Raw genomic sequence first — 14,470 nt, 5'->3', positions numbered from 1 at the left:
ATGATAGTGGAAGGGGGCCTTTATATGGAATCACGCGAGTGGGAACGTATTGTTGATCATCTTCTTTCGCTAGTGCCTCTTTTTTATCGCAAATTTATGCTTCCTGGAGAATTTTCTTCTCAAAGACATATGCCGCCATCACATACACAAGTATTACTGCTTTTGCATGAAAACGGCACATTAGCAGTTTCCGAAATCGGCAAGCGGCTAGCGATTTCACGGCCTAACATGACACCTCTATTAAACAAACTTATTCAAGAAGAACTAATAGAGCGTCATTATAGCGAAAAAGATCGACGGGTCATTTTAATTTCTCTAACAGCTGAAGGGAAATTATTAGTAAATCAGTATCAGCAATTCATTTTAGACAAACTAAAAGAAAATTTCCAAACATTATCTGAGGAAGAGCGCGAAAAGCTCATTCATTCTCTTCAAACCATTCAAAATTTAATTTTGAAAACAAACGTATAAAGCTGCTTCTAAATAGAAGCAGCTTTATGATTCGTAATAGTTACCATAGTACACATTGGAATATGGCCATGTTGTTAAATATGGTTTTTTTTCCTGTGTAGGCTGTTGTTGTGGTATTTGTGATAATTGCTGTAATTGTTGTTGCCGATATAATTCGTATTGTCTACTCGTATCATAAACCGGATAATAATTTACATATGGATATACTTGAGGTACGTAATAATAATACATTATCCTCTCCTCCTTTTTCTTAAACATATTCAAAGGAGAAAATGAATGTGACATTGTTTATAATTGTACAAGTGGTTCTCTCACTCGTTTCTTCCTTTTCTTCAAGCGTAACTTACGGTTCTTTTCGTATAAATAATGCACAACGAAATATGAAATGAGACCAAACACAACTCCTAAAATCGTCATTCCAATTAATACATACACTTCGCTTTGTAATAAGCTCTTTAATATCGTAAAAATGTGACTTGAAAACAAGTCCGATATCGTAAATGGTTCATGATGAATTTTCTGTACATGAAATGGATAAATCATTTTTCCTAGCGCATACGCAAGCGGAAATAAAAATACTGGGAGAAACGATATTTTCCCAATAATATTGCCAATAACTGCCGCAGGAAAAGATCCCTTTGCTAACCTGACGATTGGATAAAATACTACATATACGAGCGATGCCGTATAAATGACTAACATTTCTAAGCCGAATCCTATAGCAAACCCTAACGATACTTTCTTTGCGCCTTCTGGCGATCGAAGCAACTTATAATATTGAAACTTTAATATTCTCCACATCCGCTGAAAAAACGAATATGTTTTCTTAGTTGTTTTCACCCTCATCATCTCTTTAACTATATTTTTATATGTAGTATGTCCTTACACACTCTGAAAAACAAATTTAGTTTTCTCTTTTATTATAAATGATATCGAAATGGTTAACCAAATATACATCCGACATTTTAATATAAAAAAACCTCCCTTTTAGGAAGGCTCTTCTACATTTTTAAATAAACTCACTAATAACGCTTTTTGAGCATGCAATCGATTACCAGCTTGCTCAAATACGATAGACTGTGGTCCATCTATAATTTCGCCTGTTACTTCTTCTTCACGATGGGCAGGTAAACAGTGTAAGAAACGATATGTTTGTTTCGCATGCTTAACAAGTTCGTTATTGATTTGGTAAGGTTGAAATAAAGAATATTTCTCTTCTTCGCCCTCTTGCCCCATGCTCATCCAAACGTCAGTATAAATGAAATCTGCTTCATTCACCGCTAATTCAGGATCATGCAAAACTTCAATTTCAGCTCCTGTTTCCTTGGCAATCGCTAACGCTTTTTTTACAATCTCTTCATTCGGTTCATATCCTACAGGCGTTGCAACAGTCATATGCATTCCGACTTTTGCACTCGCTAGCAACAATGAATGACATACATTATTTCCGTCACCTACGTAAGCTAATTTTATTCCTTTAAATGTATTTGTTTCTTCATATATCGTCATGAGGTCTGCCAATGCTTGACAAGGATGATGATCATCCGTTAAACCGTTAATAACAGGAATACTCGATTCTTTTGCAAGCTCTTCTACATCCGCGTGTGAGAATGTACGTATCATGATCCCGTCAATATACTGCGATAATACTTTCGCAGTATCTGAAACGGTTTCTCCTCTTCCCATTTGCATCTCTTTCCCACTTAAAAACATACCATGTCCCCCGAGTTGTACCATTCCCGCTTCAAAAGATACACGAGTACGAGTTGAATGCTTATCAAAAATAAGCCCTAATATTTTGCCTTGTAATAAAGGCTCTTGCTTATTCTTTTTTAAATATATAGCGAACTCAATTAAAGAAATAATTTCTTCTTTCGTTAATTCTTCTAGTGTTAAAAGATCTTTCGTATTTAATTTCGGTACTTGTACAGTTGACATGAAACTTCCCCCTTATATGATTGATACGTTTTTTGTACAAACTACTTTTTTTATTATATATACTGCCTGTTCTAACTCTTCATTCGTGACAATGAGTGGCGGTAATAGTCTTATAACATTAGGGCCTGCTTGTAATACGAGAAGTCCTTCGTTTTCTAGTTGTTCTATAAAACTTGCAACTTCATGCTTACACTCAATCCCAATCATAAGCCCCTTACCACGTATATTTTGAATACATTCGACATGCTGTAATTCCTCTTGCAACTTCTCTAATACGTACTCGCCTTTTTCTTGTACTTCTTTTAAAAACGATGGTTTTTTACTCACTTGCAATACTTCTTTCGCTGCAGCCATCGCGATGTAATTCCCGCCAAAAGTTGAACCGTGTGATCCTGCAGTAAACGACGTTCCGAGCTCTTTCCCGCCAATCATCGCTCCGACAGGAATCCCATTCCCAAGTGCCTTTGCAACGGTAACGATATCAGGCTCTATTCCCACTTGTTCATAAGCGAATAGTGTTCCAGTTCTTCCTATCCCCGTTTGTACTTCGTCTATAATAAATAAGGAACCGAACTTATTACATAATGTTTCAATCTCTTTCAAAAAAGATAGATCAGCAGGTATTACTCCTCCCTCTCCTTGAACAACTTCTACCATTACCGCCGCAACTTCTTCATTCATTACTTCCTCTAATGCTTTAATATCGTTAAAAGGGATATGTAAAAAAGATGGAAGTAATGGACCAAATCCTTCTTTCACCTTATCTTGGCCCGTTGCACTCATCGTTCCAAATGTTCTACCGTGAAAAGACTGCTGGCATGTTACGACGAGAGATTTTCCAGTATGCTTACGTGCTAACTTTAAAGCCGCTTCATTTGCCTCTGCCCCACTATTACAGAAAAACACATAATCTAATGCTCTATTTTCTGTTAATAATGACGCAACTTCTTCTTGTAAGCTGTTTGTAAACAGGTTAGATATATGCCATATATCATCAAGTTGCTCTTGTACACCTTTGAGAACAGTAGGGTGACAATGTCCTAAATTACATACGCCAATTCCTGATGTGAAATCTAAATATTCCTTACCGTTATTATCAATAACTTTCGTTCCAGTTCCCTTTACAAACTCAATAGTTCTTCTGCCATACGTTTGAAAAAGATGACTCGTCATGCAATACTCACGCCTTTCGTTACCTTCGTTCCAATACACTCTCCCGTAACCTCAGTAAAATCTTTTGTACCATTCACAATACTTATCTTTTGCACTCCCATTTTTAATGATGCTAGTGCCGCCTGTACTTTCGGAATCATCCCACCTGTAATAACACCTGTTTCTATAAAAGTAGCAATTTCAGATTCATCCGTTTCCTTTACCAAATTCCCTTCATGTAATATTCCATCTACATCCGTAATAAAAATAAGCTCTTTTGCCCCTAACGCGGCCGCAATCCCAGCTGCAGCATTGTCCGCATTTATGTTATAAATTTCATTACCATTTATCCCGATTGGAGCAATAACAGGAATATAATTCATATTCATTAGCCCTTTTAATAAGGACGTTTCGACATAACTTACTTCTCCCACATATCCTATCTCCTCGCTGATAGGTTGAACTTGAAGTAAATTGCCGTCACACCCTGAACAACCTACAGCAAGTAAATTATGCTTTTGTAAATTCATTACGAGTTTTTTATTCGTACTTCCGCATAGCACCATTTGAACAACATCCATAACTTCTTTTGGTGTTACGCGTAATCCATCTCTTTTTTCTACGTTGATGTTACAATCTTTTAATTTGGCATCAATTTCTGGCCCACCACCATGAACAATCACTACTTTATACTTCTGTTGCAATTTCTTTATACAATCAAAAAACACAGCATTTAATTGATTCAACATACTACCGCCGCATTTCACTACAATATAATCGCTCATCTTCTCTCTCCTTATGTACGATAACAAGCATTTATTTTCACATATTCATAGCTTAAGTCACAGCCCCAAGCTGATCCTGTCTCTTCACCTAAGTGTAAGTACACATTAATGACTATTTCATCTTCTTGTAATCTCTCTTTCATTTCTTCTTCAGAAAATATTTGAGGCTCACTATTTTTTAATACCGATATAGATTGAAGAGTAATGTCAATTGTGTTCGGATTAATAGCTACTTCACTTTGTCCAATACTGCTAATAATTCGCCCCCAGTTTGGGTCTTCACCATGTATTGCTGTTTTCACAAGACTCGAACCGACTATTTGCTTTGCAATTTTTTTTGCCTCTTCATTCGTTTGAGCTCCTAGCACATTTACTTCTATTAACTTCTTAGCTCCTTCACCATCTTGCGCAATTTTTTTCGCTAAATCTTCACATACCTTCTGTAAAGCACATACGAAAGTTTCCCAATCTGTATGTTCCATATTTATCGGTCTTGTTTCTGATAATCCACTTGCCATAACGATGACCATATCATTCGTAGAAGTATCTCCATCTACCGTAATTTGATTAAATGTATGATTCGTAATTTGGGATAACACTGTTTGCAATACGTCATGCTCTATATGAGCATCTGTCGTAATAAAACTAAGCATCGTTGCCATATTCGGATGAATCATCCCTGAACCTTTTGCAACACCCGCAATCGCCACTTTCTTCCCATCAATAATCATTTCATAGCAAGTTTCTTTCGTTATAAGATCCGTCGTTAAAATTGCTTCAGAAAAACAATATGCTTCACTTTCTTCCTTCGTTGGTATAAGAGTTGCAACTCCCTTTCGGATTATATCCATCGGCAGTGGAACACCAATTACACCTGTTGAAGCTACTGCAACGTAATTTTCTTTCATCCCAAAATGTTCCGCCCCTAATGCGCGCATCTCGTATGCGTCTTGTAATCCTTTCATTCCAGTACAAGCATTGGCATTTCCACTATTAACGATAATTGCTTGTAACTTCCCTTCTGCCGTTATACTATCCTTCGTTACTTGCAAAGGAGCTGCTTGTATTTGATTCGTTGTATACACAGCGGCACATGATGCAGGTACATCACAAACGATGGCACCTAAATCCTTTTTCTCCTTTTTTAAACCATTTGCAGTACCAATTGCAGAAAAGCCTTTCGGCGTTACAATTGAACCATTTTCTAATTTTGTAATAGACGCTACTTTAATCATCATGTCCCCCTTATAGATAAAGCGGCATATGTTGTAAACCTGTTGTCTCTTCTAGTCCCGCTATTATGTTTGCATTTTGAATCGCTTGCCCAGCCGCGCCTTTCATCATATTGTCTATAACAGAAACGACCGTAACTCTTTCAGCTCTTTCATCGTAAGCTATGCCAATATCACAATAATTTGAGCCTCTCACTTCTTTTGGACTTGGAAATTTCCCTTGCGTACAAATTCGGATGAAAGGCGATTGTTCATACGTTTCTTCATACAATTTTTGAAGTTGCTTTATTTCCATCTTTTGTTTTACTTTTGCATAAAGTGTAATCATGATTCCTCGTGATATCGGTATTAAATGTGTGCTAAATGTAATTGGCTGTGATTCACTATTCCATTCTGTAAGCATTTGCTCAATCTCTGGAACGTGCTGATGCTCATTCACTTTATAAATGTGCAAGTTATCATATAGCTCAGGAAAATGAGTCATTGTTGTTGGTGTTTTACCTGCTCCTGATACCCCTGATTTCGCATCAATAATAATCGAATCTTCTTCAATCATGCCGCTACGTACTAACGGCGCTATCGCTAGCAATGTGGCTGTAGCAAAACATCCTGGGTTTGCAATTAAATTCGCCTTTTGAATCCCAGTCCTTTTCCATTCACTTAACCCATACACTGCTTTTCTAAGAATTTCTTCTTTCGCTGCTGGCCTTTTATACCACAGTTCATATGACGAAGGATCTATCATACGAAAGTCTCCAGATAGGTCAATTACTTTTAAACCTTCTGCTAATAACTTGGGAGTTAACTCCGCCGATACTCCTGCTGGGGTTGCTAGAAATACGATTTCTGCTTCTTTTCCTATCGTCTCCACATCAATTTCTTGTAACGTATGAAAAAGGACATTTCGAAGATGCGGATATACATTTGTTATACACTCACCAACTTGTGAAAAAGAATGGAGAGATGCTATCGAAAAATATGGATGTTGTTCTAATAAACGAATTAACTCAATGCCCCCATATCCAGTGGCTCCAATAATTGCGACTTTCATAAGTTCCTCCTCATATCGATTCTTTAAATTAAGTATGATTATAATATTGTATATTTATAGAGTCAATTAAATATTTATAAATTTTTAAATCTAAAAAAACTTAATTTTATTAGAAAAATAATATACTCAACCGAATTTTTATACAAAAATAGTGCATAGTAGTTTTTTTATTTCACTTCAAGTACAATAAAACAATACATACGTACATACAGGCGGGGAAAAATATGAACGAAAAATTAATTGAGAAAATGATTATAAAAAGTTTTCAACAATATCAATGCAGTCCAATATCAAAAGAAGATCAGGAAATGCTAGTGAAACATATTCAAACGGTGACTCATTCAAATATTGAAATTGATTTATACGAGGAAATTGAGGATATTGTTTATGATTATGTAACTGGAAAACAATAAAAAATAGGAGATTTCCATATGGAAATCTCCTATTTTTTACTTAATGATTTACCTGCTACACGTTCAAATAAACCTGGGAATAAAGCATAAAGTTTCGGGCCAATTCCCATCCACTTCGGTAAGTTTACTTCACGTTTTTTCGTGTGCATCGACTTTACGATTTGTTCTGCTACGTATGTTGGTTTTAACATGTAACGTCCCATATTCTTTACATATGTACCAGATTGATCCGCTATTTCAAAAAAGTTTGTATCTATCGGACCTGGATTAATTGCTGTAACATAAATATCTGTATTGGCTAATTCCATGCGTAAACTATTCGTAAATCCTAATACGGCATGTTTCGTTGCTGCATAAGCACTCGATTTCGGAGTTGCAATTTTTCCAGCAAGTGAAGCGATATTAATAATATGTCCTTCATTCTTGTTTACCATATAAGGTAGTACCGCTTTCGTACATGCTACTAATCCAAATACATTTACTTGGAACATATCTTTTACTTCACCCATTGACGCATCTTCAAACGTTTTAAAAATACCAAATCCCGCATTGTTTACTAATATATCAATACGTCCCACTTCTTGTAATACCTTTGAAAAAACAGACTGTACTTCCATCTCATCACTTACATCTAATACATAATAATAGCAAGGCATATTATAAGTTTCTTTAATTTTGTCTACTAACGCTTGTAGTTTCTCTTCTGTTCGAGCCATTAATACTGGAGTCGCTCCCTGTGCTGCAACTTGCATTGCAACTTGCTCACCAATCCCACTAGAAGCACCTGTAATGACGATTACTTTATTTTGTAAACGTCCTGTCATTGCTGTCACCTACTTTGCATAATAAATCAATTGTTGCGATGACTCATCAATCATCACTTGTTGATTATATGCTAAATAGTCCAATTGTCCAACCGTTTCTGAAATAGTAAGTGGTAATTGTTCTTTATATAATACCGGAAATAGTTTTACACATACTTCAAATGCTGTCATTGGTTTTTCCTTTAATAACTCAAGTACTTTAAAAGCACGTGTTTCTTGCTTTTGTAATCTCGTTTCAATAAGTTGTTTCACATTTAGAACATCTTCCCCATGCCCTGATAAAATGCGTGAAATATTCATTTCGCTTAAACGCTGTAATGTTTGATTATATTGTAGTAATGGGCGTGCCCGTTCTGTTTGCCCTTCATATGGTGGTTCTAGTATTGGATTCGAAGAAATATGACTAATGAGAGCATCTCCACCAATTAATATTCCATCAGATTCTCTATATAAAGAAATATGAGTAGAAGCATGACCTGGTGTTTCAAGCACTGTAAATCCAGGCAAAGAATTAATACGATCTCCTTCTCTCACAGTATGCGTTAACGATCTATTACAAGAATATTTAAGTGTCCTCGTCGTCAATAACGACTCATCTTTCAAAAATGCTACTGGCACACCAAACTGTAAGGCCGTCTCTCTAAAAAATTCATGATACCGCTTTAAAAACTCTGGATTTTGTGTGATCCAAGGCTCATTCCAAGGATGTCCAATAATATTCGTCTTCTCAGAAAATATATTTAAAAGTCCACAATGATCTGCATGATGATGCGTAATGACTACTGTTTCAATATCTTCTATCGTATGTCCTAATGTACCTAATTGACTTTCTAACGCATTTCTTGCCTCTTCTGTATTCGTCCCTGTATCAATTAATGTTAATGTCTCCCCCTCAACTAAAAACACATTCACAGTTTCCACTGCAAATGGTACAGGAATCTCCATTCGGTGAATCGCCGTCATGCTTAGCCCCCCTGTCTCTTTCCGGTTCAAAAATGAATACTTCTTCAGTTTACAACTTCTATATATATTTGTCATTATTTTCAGATAAAAAGAGGTGTTTCCTATAAAAAAACGAATGTATGTACATTTATAAGAATTTCTAACCAAAATTAAAGGAGGAACATCATGTCTATTCAAAACATTTCCTTTCTAGGTGCAGGCTCTATTGCTGAAGCTATTATTGGTGGCTTGTTACATGCAAATGTTGTTAAATGTGAACAAATTACTGTAAGTAATCGTTCTAACGAGACAAGATTACAAGAGCTACATAAAAAATACGGTGTCAAAGGTACTCATAATAAAAAAGAATTACTTACTGATGCAAATATTCTTTTTCTAGCAATGAAACCAAAGGATGTTGCAGAGGCGCTTATCCCTTTTAAAGAATACATAAATAATAACGTGCTTATTATTTCATTACTAGCAGGTGTTTCTACTCACTCAATTAGAAAACTACTTCAAAAAGACGTTCCAATTATTCGTGCAATGCCAAATACATCCGCAGCCATTTTAAAATCAGCTACCGCTATCTCTCCTTCGAAACATGCAACAGCGGAACATATTCGCACTGCAACATCTTTATTTGAAACGATTGGTCTCGTCTCTGTTGTAGAGGAAGAAGATATGCATGCTGTCACTGCATTATCCGGAAGTGGACCTGCTTATATTTATTACGTAGTGGAAGCTATGGAAGAAGCTGCAAAAAAAATTGGTTTAAAAGAAGATGTTGCAAAATCACTTATTCTTCAAACGATGATTGGTGCTGCTGAAATGCTAAAAGCAAGTGACAAACACCCTTCTATTTTGCGAAAGGAAATTACTTCTCCTGGCGGAACTACCGAAGCAGGTATTGAAGTATTACAAGAACATAAATTTCAACAAGCACTTATTTCTTGTATTAAACAGGCAACGGAACGATCACATAATCTTGGAAAAACATTAGAACAACTAACAAAAGAAAAATAAAAAAAGAGCTCAAGTTTATTTGAGCTCCTTTTTCTATAATTACACTTAGTTATTGTTCTTCCCAAAAATCTCTTCTTGCAGGCGACGACCAGTCGGCGTTGCTGCAAGTCCACCTTCCGCTGTTTCACGAAGTGCTACTGGCATCGTTTGTCCGATTCTAAACATTGCCTCAATTACTTCATCACATGGAATTGTACTCGTTACACCAGCTAATGCTAAATCTGCTGAAATCATCGCATTTGCAGCTCCTGCTGCATTACGTTTTACACAAGGTACTTCTACAAGTCCTGCAACAGGATCACACACTAAACCAAGCATGTTCTTTAATGAAATTGCCATCGCTGTAGCTGCTTGATCTTGTGTTCCACCAGCCATCTCAACTGCAGCTGCAGCCGCCATTCCACTTGCTGAACCAACTTCAGCTTGGCATCCTCCTGCAGCACCAGAAATACAAGCGTTATTCGCAACAACCATACCGAAAGCTCCTGCTGTAAATAAGAATTCAATCATTTCTTCACGTGTAGGCTGCAATTTTTCTCTTAGCGCAAATAGTACACCTGGCACTGTTCCAGCAGACCCTGCTGTTGGTGTTGCACAAATAATTCCCATCGCTGCGTTTACTTCATTTGTTGCAACAGCTTTGCTTACTGCATCCAAAATCGTATCTCCAGATAAGCCTTTTCCACTCTTCATATACGCTTGAACTTTTACAGCATCTCCACCAGTTAAACCAGTTGGTGATTTCACGCCGCGAATACCACGTTCTACTGCTTGTTCCATCACGACTAAGTTCTTTTCCATACCAGCAATTACTTCTTCACGTGAAATATTTCTTGTTTCCATTTCACATTGAATCATAATTTCTGCGATTTTTACATTTTGTTCTTTAGCTTGCGCCACTAGTTCCGCTGCGTTCCGAAACATGGTGTGTCCCCCCTGCAATTAATCCATAATAGTTACTTGACAAATATTTTGTTGCGCTTTTATTTCTTCAATCACTTCATCTGCTAATAATTCATCTGTTTCAATAACCATAAGCGCTCTTCTTCCTTTTTCTTTACGAGAAACACTCATTGTACTAATGTTAATCTCGTTTGTAGCAAGGATTGAAGCTACTGCTGCAATAGCACCAAAGCGATCGTTATTTACAATAAGTAGTGCTGGACTTGTGCCTGATAATTGAAGATCGAATCCGTTTAATTCTACAACTTCAATTTTACCGCCACCAATTGAGCAAGCAACAACTTCAATTTCTTCTTCACCTTTATACAAACGAATTTTCGCTGTATTTGGGTGAGGTGCATTGGCATCTTCTTCAATGAATTCCACTTCAATTCCGCGCTCTTTTGCTATTTCTAGCGCCTCTGGAATACGTAAGTCATCTGTTTCAAATCCTAATATTCCACCGATTAGTGCTACATCCGTACCATGCCCTCGATACGTCTTTGCAAATGATCCATATAACGAAATGCTTACTCTTTCTGGTTCATGACGAAACAGCTGGCGAGCAACTTGCCCCATTCTTGCCGCGCCTGCTGTATGTGAACTTGATGGTCCAATCATAACTGGACCGATAATATCAAATACTGAGCGATACTTCATCATAACTCCCCCTAAACCTCTATGCAAAAATTTATTCTACTATTCTATTAACCTGCTACATCTGTCGCTTTTCCAGTTGTACCACGAATTTGTTCTGCTGTATGAATTGGATAATTTTTAAATAAAAGTAATCCAATATAACCTGAAATAATACCAGTTATAATAATACATAAGAATCTTAGCATTATTTTCATTAAAAAATGATATAAGATAATCCACAATAAAGTCTGGTAGCAATCCAAAGTTTAACACAGAAGCCATTGCAAGGATAGCATAAACAAGCGATATCTTTCCTATTATAATTCTCATGTTACTCTCTCATGGTTTAGTCAACTTCACTTGTTACGATAATAACTAAAAAGCATGTGACTTATCATAAATTATAATCTGCCCTCATTATAGCTTGTTTTTTATAAAACGCTTACTTTTGTTGAATTTTAAAAGTTCTGAATAAAAGTCCATTCCTGCTATTTGTATCACTTGTATGTCATCTGACTTATATAACAGTTTTTCTAAATAATCATTATTTCGTATTTTTATCGTATATATTCAAACCATTCTAATTTTCTGTATCATCCAAGTATAAGTATAAAATAATAACAGTTTTATTTTTAAATTTTTTTAGACATAAAAAAATGGCAACCCATCGTTACCATTTTTTACAAAATTATTATTTTTCTACTGGGAATGATTTCAAATCTGTCGCTATTTCTGTATTAGAAAACAACTCTCTTGCCTCTTTCAATAATTCCTTATATGTATCTCCTTGATAGCGAGAACTAATGTGAGTTAAGATTAATCGCTTCGCATTTGCCTGAAGTGCAATGCTCGCAGCTTGCTTAGATGTGGAATGAAAATAATCATGCGCTTGTTGCTCATCTTCTGCTGCGAAAGTCGCTTCATGGACAAGTACATCTGCATCTTGCGCAAGCTCCCTACTCGCTTCGCAATATCGCGTATCACCTAAGATAGTAATAATTCTTCCTTTTTGAGGTGGGCCGATAAACTCATTTCCATTTAATATCGTGCCATCCTCTAATTCAACTACTTCTCCATCCTTTAAACGTTTAAAGATTGGACCTGGTTTCACACCCATCTCAAGCAACTTATCAACTAAAAGAGCACCTTGTATATCTTTCTCTACAATACGATATCCAAAACATTCTATACCGTGTGACAATCTTTTCGTTTCTACATAAAATTCATTATCTTCAAATACGGTACCTGCTTCTGTTATCTCCACAACTTCAAGTGGATATTTCACATGTGTCGTACTTACCGATAATGCCACTTCAATAAATTGTTTAATTCCTTTCGGTCCATACACCGTTAAAGGCGTAGTTCCTCCTTGAAATGAACGGCTACCTAATAAACCAGGCAATCCAAAAATATGATCGCCATGTAAATGCGTAATAAATATTTTTTCAATGCGGCGCGGACGTACAGATGTATGTAATATTTGATGTTGCGTGGCCTCGCCACAATCAAATAACCAAGTTTGTCCTCGTTCTTCTAACAATTGTAAAGCAATTGCTGAAACGTTCCTTCCTTTTGAAGGAACACCTGCACCAGTTCCTAAAAATACAAATTCCACTTTCTTTCCTCCAGCTCTAAATATACTCTATCTCTCATCTTACGGAATGTTATTTCAAATGGCAAATTGAATTTACATAACCAATCATCTAGACAACTATATAACACGAACATTATACTTAAAAAATTTAGCAATCGTTCGTGTTTTGTGTTAAAATGATTATACTACATTTTAAGGGAGCGTTTTATTATGAAAGAAGTATTTCGTTTACAAACTGATTTTTCATCTTCATTTGATCGCTGGGTAAGTTCTTTCGTGTCTGATCACCCAGCACAATTAGAATGGACAACTTTAAAGGAATTAATCCATGAATATACAACATCACATACAAATGATACGTTACCAGCATATATTTCTTCAGCTTTAACATATTACGCCCAACGCGTTTCAACTACAAACAGTTCAGAGATTGTTATTTTTGAAAACCCTACCATCTCGTAATCTATAATAAAAAAGCACTGGTTACAGTGCTTTTTTATTTATACTTATTTAGCAAATGATTATATTCCGTCCAAAAGTCTGTATACATACTTTGATCAAACTCATCTAAAATTATCTTTTCACTTGATTTATTGAATAATTCTTTTGCTTGTAGCGCAAAAGAAACAATTTGTTTTCTATATTCATTTTCATTTACTTCTATATGAAGCCCTTCATAGTATATAGCCTTTTGATCAGTAGAAATAACTTTGACAAAATCCTTTAAAACCACATTTTCACCTATATGGTTTATAGTCCAATGAATTAAAATTGGGCATCCTAACATGAGCATAGTGCCACATCCGTGCAAAATAAGCCCCTCTTCATTTTCAATATCACAAATATATTCTTTATCTAAAGTTCGTAACAGAGCTAAAGCTGATTCACTTATTCCCCATTCCTCATCCATACCTGTTTGTGTAATAATCGTTCCATCCACATTTAAATAAATTTCCCCGTGAGAACATAAATCTTCCTGCTCATTAAACAACCACTTTTGATTCTCAATATTTATAATAAAATTTTGTGGTACCATTACAAATTCCCCTTTTATAAAAATATTTATTTTCCACATTATTTATAATTAATATCATGCATTTCATCCCATATATCTATTATAAATCCATTTAATATTTTAAAAACACAGATAAAAAAGATATTGACACTACGATTTTACAGTGCTAACATTCAACATGTAATTGAATATGGTCTCTGTTAGGTGAGGCTCCTGTATAGAGAAACGCTGCTGCCCAAAAATGTCGAGAGACGCCAATGGGTCAACAGGAAAGGTCGGAATGAAGGCCTTTTTTAACGTAGCTGGTTTCAGTACCTATGCTATACAGTGCTAAAACTCAACGAGGGAGAGGTGCATGTATTTTGTCATACACAAAAACTGTTTTTATTTATGTCTACTAGCAGTCTTTGTTGTGGACTCTTTTAACTGCGAATTCAGACCTTTAC

The 14,470-nt window shown here is 35.9% G+C and carries 18 protein-coding genes and 1 riboswitch; of the genes, 4 read left to right on the top strand and 14 right to left on the bottom strand.

Annotated features, from left to right (window positions below; all coding sequences use genetic code 11):
* The first annotated feature begins 24 nt into the window (after positions 1-24).
* Positions 25-471, top strand: coding sequence for a MarR family winged helix-turn-helix transcriptional regulator (locus IBT51_RS04915; protein WP_000445819.1), 447 nt, complete (start codon positions 25-27; stop codon positions 469-471).
* A 24-nt stretch (positions 472-495) separates the two neighbouring features.
* Here IBT51_RS04915 and IBT51_RS04910 read toward each other — a convergent pair whose 3' ends face one another.
* From IBT51_RS04910 to argC, 7 genes are all read right to left on the bottom strand, one after another.
* On the bottom strand, positions 496-702 hold the full coding sequence (locus tag IBT51_RS04910; RefSeq protein ID WP_016125819.1) for a hypothetical protein: 207 nt from the start codon (positions 700-702) through the stop codon (positions 496-498).
* 57 nt (positions 703-759) lie between these two features.
* Positions 760-1,320, bottom strand: a complete 561-nt coding sequence (locus tag IBT51_RS04905) for a DUF2062 domain-containing protein (RefSeq protein WP_053563692.1) — start codon at positions 1,318-1,320, stop codon at positions 760-762.
* Between the two features lie 138 nt (positions 1,321-1,458).
* Positions 1,459-2,409 (bottom strand): ornithine carbamoyltransferase, encoded by a 951-nt coding sequence (gene argF, locus IBT51_RS04900; RefSeq protein ID WP_000108861.1) that lies wholly within the window; start codon positions 2,407-2,409, stop codon positions 1,459-1,461.
* A gap of 12 nt (positions 2,410-2,421) precedes the next feature.
* Positions 2,422-3,582, bottom strand: coding sequence for an acetylornithine transaminase (locus IBT51_RS04895; RefSeq protein WP_000200552.1), 1,161 nt, complete (start codon positions 3,580-3,582; stop codon positions 2,422-2,424).
* Positions 3,579-4,346: an acetylglutamate kinase gene (gene argB / locus IBT51_RS04890; protein WP_200458055.1), complete on the bottom strand. Its 768-nt coding sequence runs from the start codon at positions 4,344-4,346 to the stop codon at positions 3,579-3,581. The genes IBT51_RS04895 and argB overlap by 4 nt, the downstream gene beginning before the upstream one ends.
* Before the next feature lie 11 nt (positions 4,347-4,357).
* The gene (gene argJ / locus IBT51_RS04885) at positions 4,358-5,581 is read right to left on the bottom strand and encodes a bifunctional glutamate N-acetyltransferase/amino-acid acetyltransferase ArgJ (RefSeq protein ID WP_050844495.1); all 1,224 of its coding nucleotides are present in this window, start codon (positions 5,579-5,581) and stop codon (positions 4,358-4,360) included.
* Positions 5,582-5,591: 10 nt separating this feature from the next.
* The gene (argC, locus tag IBT51_RS04880) at positions 5,592-6,629 is read right to left on the bottom strand and encodes an N-acetyl-gamma-glutamyl-phosphate reductase (RefSeq protein ID WP_078400493.1); all 1,038 of its coding nucleotides are present in this window, start codon (positions 6,627-6,629) and stop codon (positions 5,592-5,594) included.
* A gap of 224 nt (positions 6,630-6,853) precedes the next feature.
* Between argC and IBT51_RS04875 the strand changes: the two genes are divergently transcribed.
* On the top strand, positions 6,854-7,042 hold the full coding sequence (locus IBT51_RS04875) for a YqzH family protein (RefSeq protein ID WP_001003222.1): 189 nt from the start codon (positions 6,854-6,856) through the stop codon (positions 7,040-7,042).
* Positions 7,043-7,071: 29 nt separating this feature from the next.
* Here the strand turns inward: IBT51_RS04875 and IBT51_RS04870 are convergent, their stop codons facing one another.
* Positions 7,072-7,866, bottom strand: coding sequence for an SDR family NAD(P)-dependent oxidoreductase (locus IBT51_RS04870; protein WP_200458056.1), 795 nt, complete (start codon positions 7,864-7,866; stop codon positions 7,072-7,074).
* 9 nt (positions 7,867-7,875) lie between these two features.
* Positions 7,876-8,829: an MBL fold metallo-hydrolase gene (locus IBT51_RS04865; protein ID WP_000125135.1), complete on the bottom strand. Its 954-nt coding sequence runs from the start codon at positions 8,827-8,829 to the stop codon at positions 7,876-7,878.
* Positions 8,830-8,994: 165 nt separating this feature from the next.
* On the opposite strand from IBT51_RS04865, the gene proI reads away from it, so the two are divergent.
* Positions 8,995-9,834: a pyrroline-5-carboxylate reductase ProI gene (gene proI / locus IBT51_RS04860; protein ID WP_200458057.1), complete on the top strand. Its 840-nt coding sequence runs from the start codon at positions 8,995-8,997 to the stop codon at positions 9,832-9,834.
* Positions 9,835-9,879: 45 nt separating this feature from the next.
* On the opposite strand, the gene sdaAA is transcribed toward proI, so the two are convergent.
* From sdaAA to rnz, 4 genes are all read right to left on the bottom strand, one after another.
* The gene (gene sdaAA / locus IBT51_RS04855; RefSeq protein ID WP_075677923.1) at positions 9,880-10,758 is read right to left on the bottom strand and encodes an L-serine ammonia-lyase, iron-sulfur-dependent, subunit alpha; all 879 of its coding nucleotides are present in this window, start codon (positions 10,756-10,758) and stop codon (positions 9,880-9,882) included.
* A gap of 18 nt (positions 10,759-10,776) precedes the next feature.
* Complete coding sequence (sdaAB, locus tag IBT51_RS04850) at positions 10,777-11,436, bottom strand: L-serine ammonia-lyase, iron-sulfur-dependent subunit beta (RefSeq protein ID WP_000877449.1); 660 nt, start codon at positions 11,434-11,436, stop codon at positions 10,777-10,779.
* Between the two features lie 47 nt (positions 11,437-11,483).
* On the bottom strand, positions 11,484-11,621 hold the full coding sequence (locus IBT51_RS04845; RefSeq protein ID WP_000943432.1) for a hypothetical protein: 138 nt from the start codon (positions 11,619-11,621) through the stop codon (positions 11,484-11,486).
* A 485-nt stretch (positions 11,622-12,106) separates the two neighbouring features.
* The gene (rnz, locus tag IBT51_RS04835) at positions 12,107-13,030 is read right to left on the bottom strand and encodes a ribonuclease Z (RefSeq protein ID WP_200458058.1); all 924 of its coding nucleotides are present in this window, start codon (positions 13,028-13,030) and stop codon (positions 12,107-12,109) included.
* A gap of 189 nt (positions 13,031-13,219) precedes the next feature.
* Here rnz and IBT51_RS04830 point away from each other — a divergent pair, with 189 nt between their 5' ends.
* Complete coding sequence (locus IBT51_RS04830) at positions 13,220-13,471, top strand: DUF3932 family protein (protein ID WP_000665709.1); 252 nt, start codon at positions 13,220-13,222, stop codon at positions 13,469-13,471.
* 34 nt (positions 13,472-13,505) lie between these two features.
* On the opposite strand, the gene IBT51_RS04825 is transcribed toward IBT51_RS04830, so the two are convergent.
* Positions 13,506-14,045: a hypothetical protein gene (locus IBT51_RS04825; protein WP_048563888.1), complete on the bottom strand. Its 540-nt coding sequence runs from the start codon at positions 14,043-14,045 to the stop codon at positions 13,506-13,508.
* Positions 14,046-14,213: 168 nt separating this feature from the next.
* A riboswitch (M-box (ykoK) riboswitch) is annotated at positions 14,214-14,381 on the top strand.
* The last annotated feature ends 89 nt before the right edge of the window (positions 14,382-14,470 follow it).

The organism is Bacillus sp. S71, from assembly GCF_016625265.1.
Classification (GTDB): Bacteria; Bacillota; Bacilli; order Bacillales; family Bacillaceae_G; genus Bacillus_A; species Bacillus_A cereus.
The sequence above is the reverse complement of the archived record's forward strand: the minus strand, read 5'-3'. Positions and strand labels throughout refer to the sequence as shown.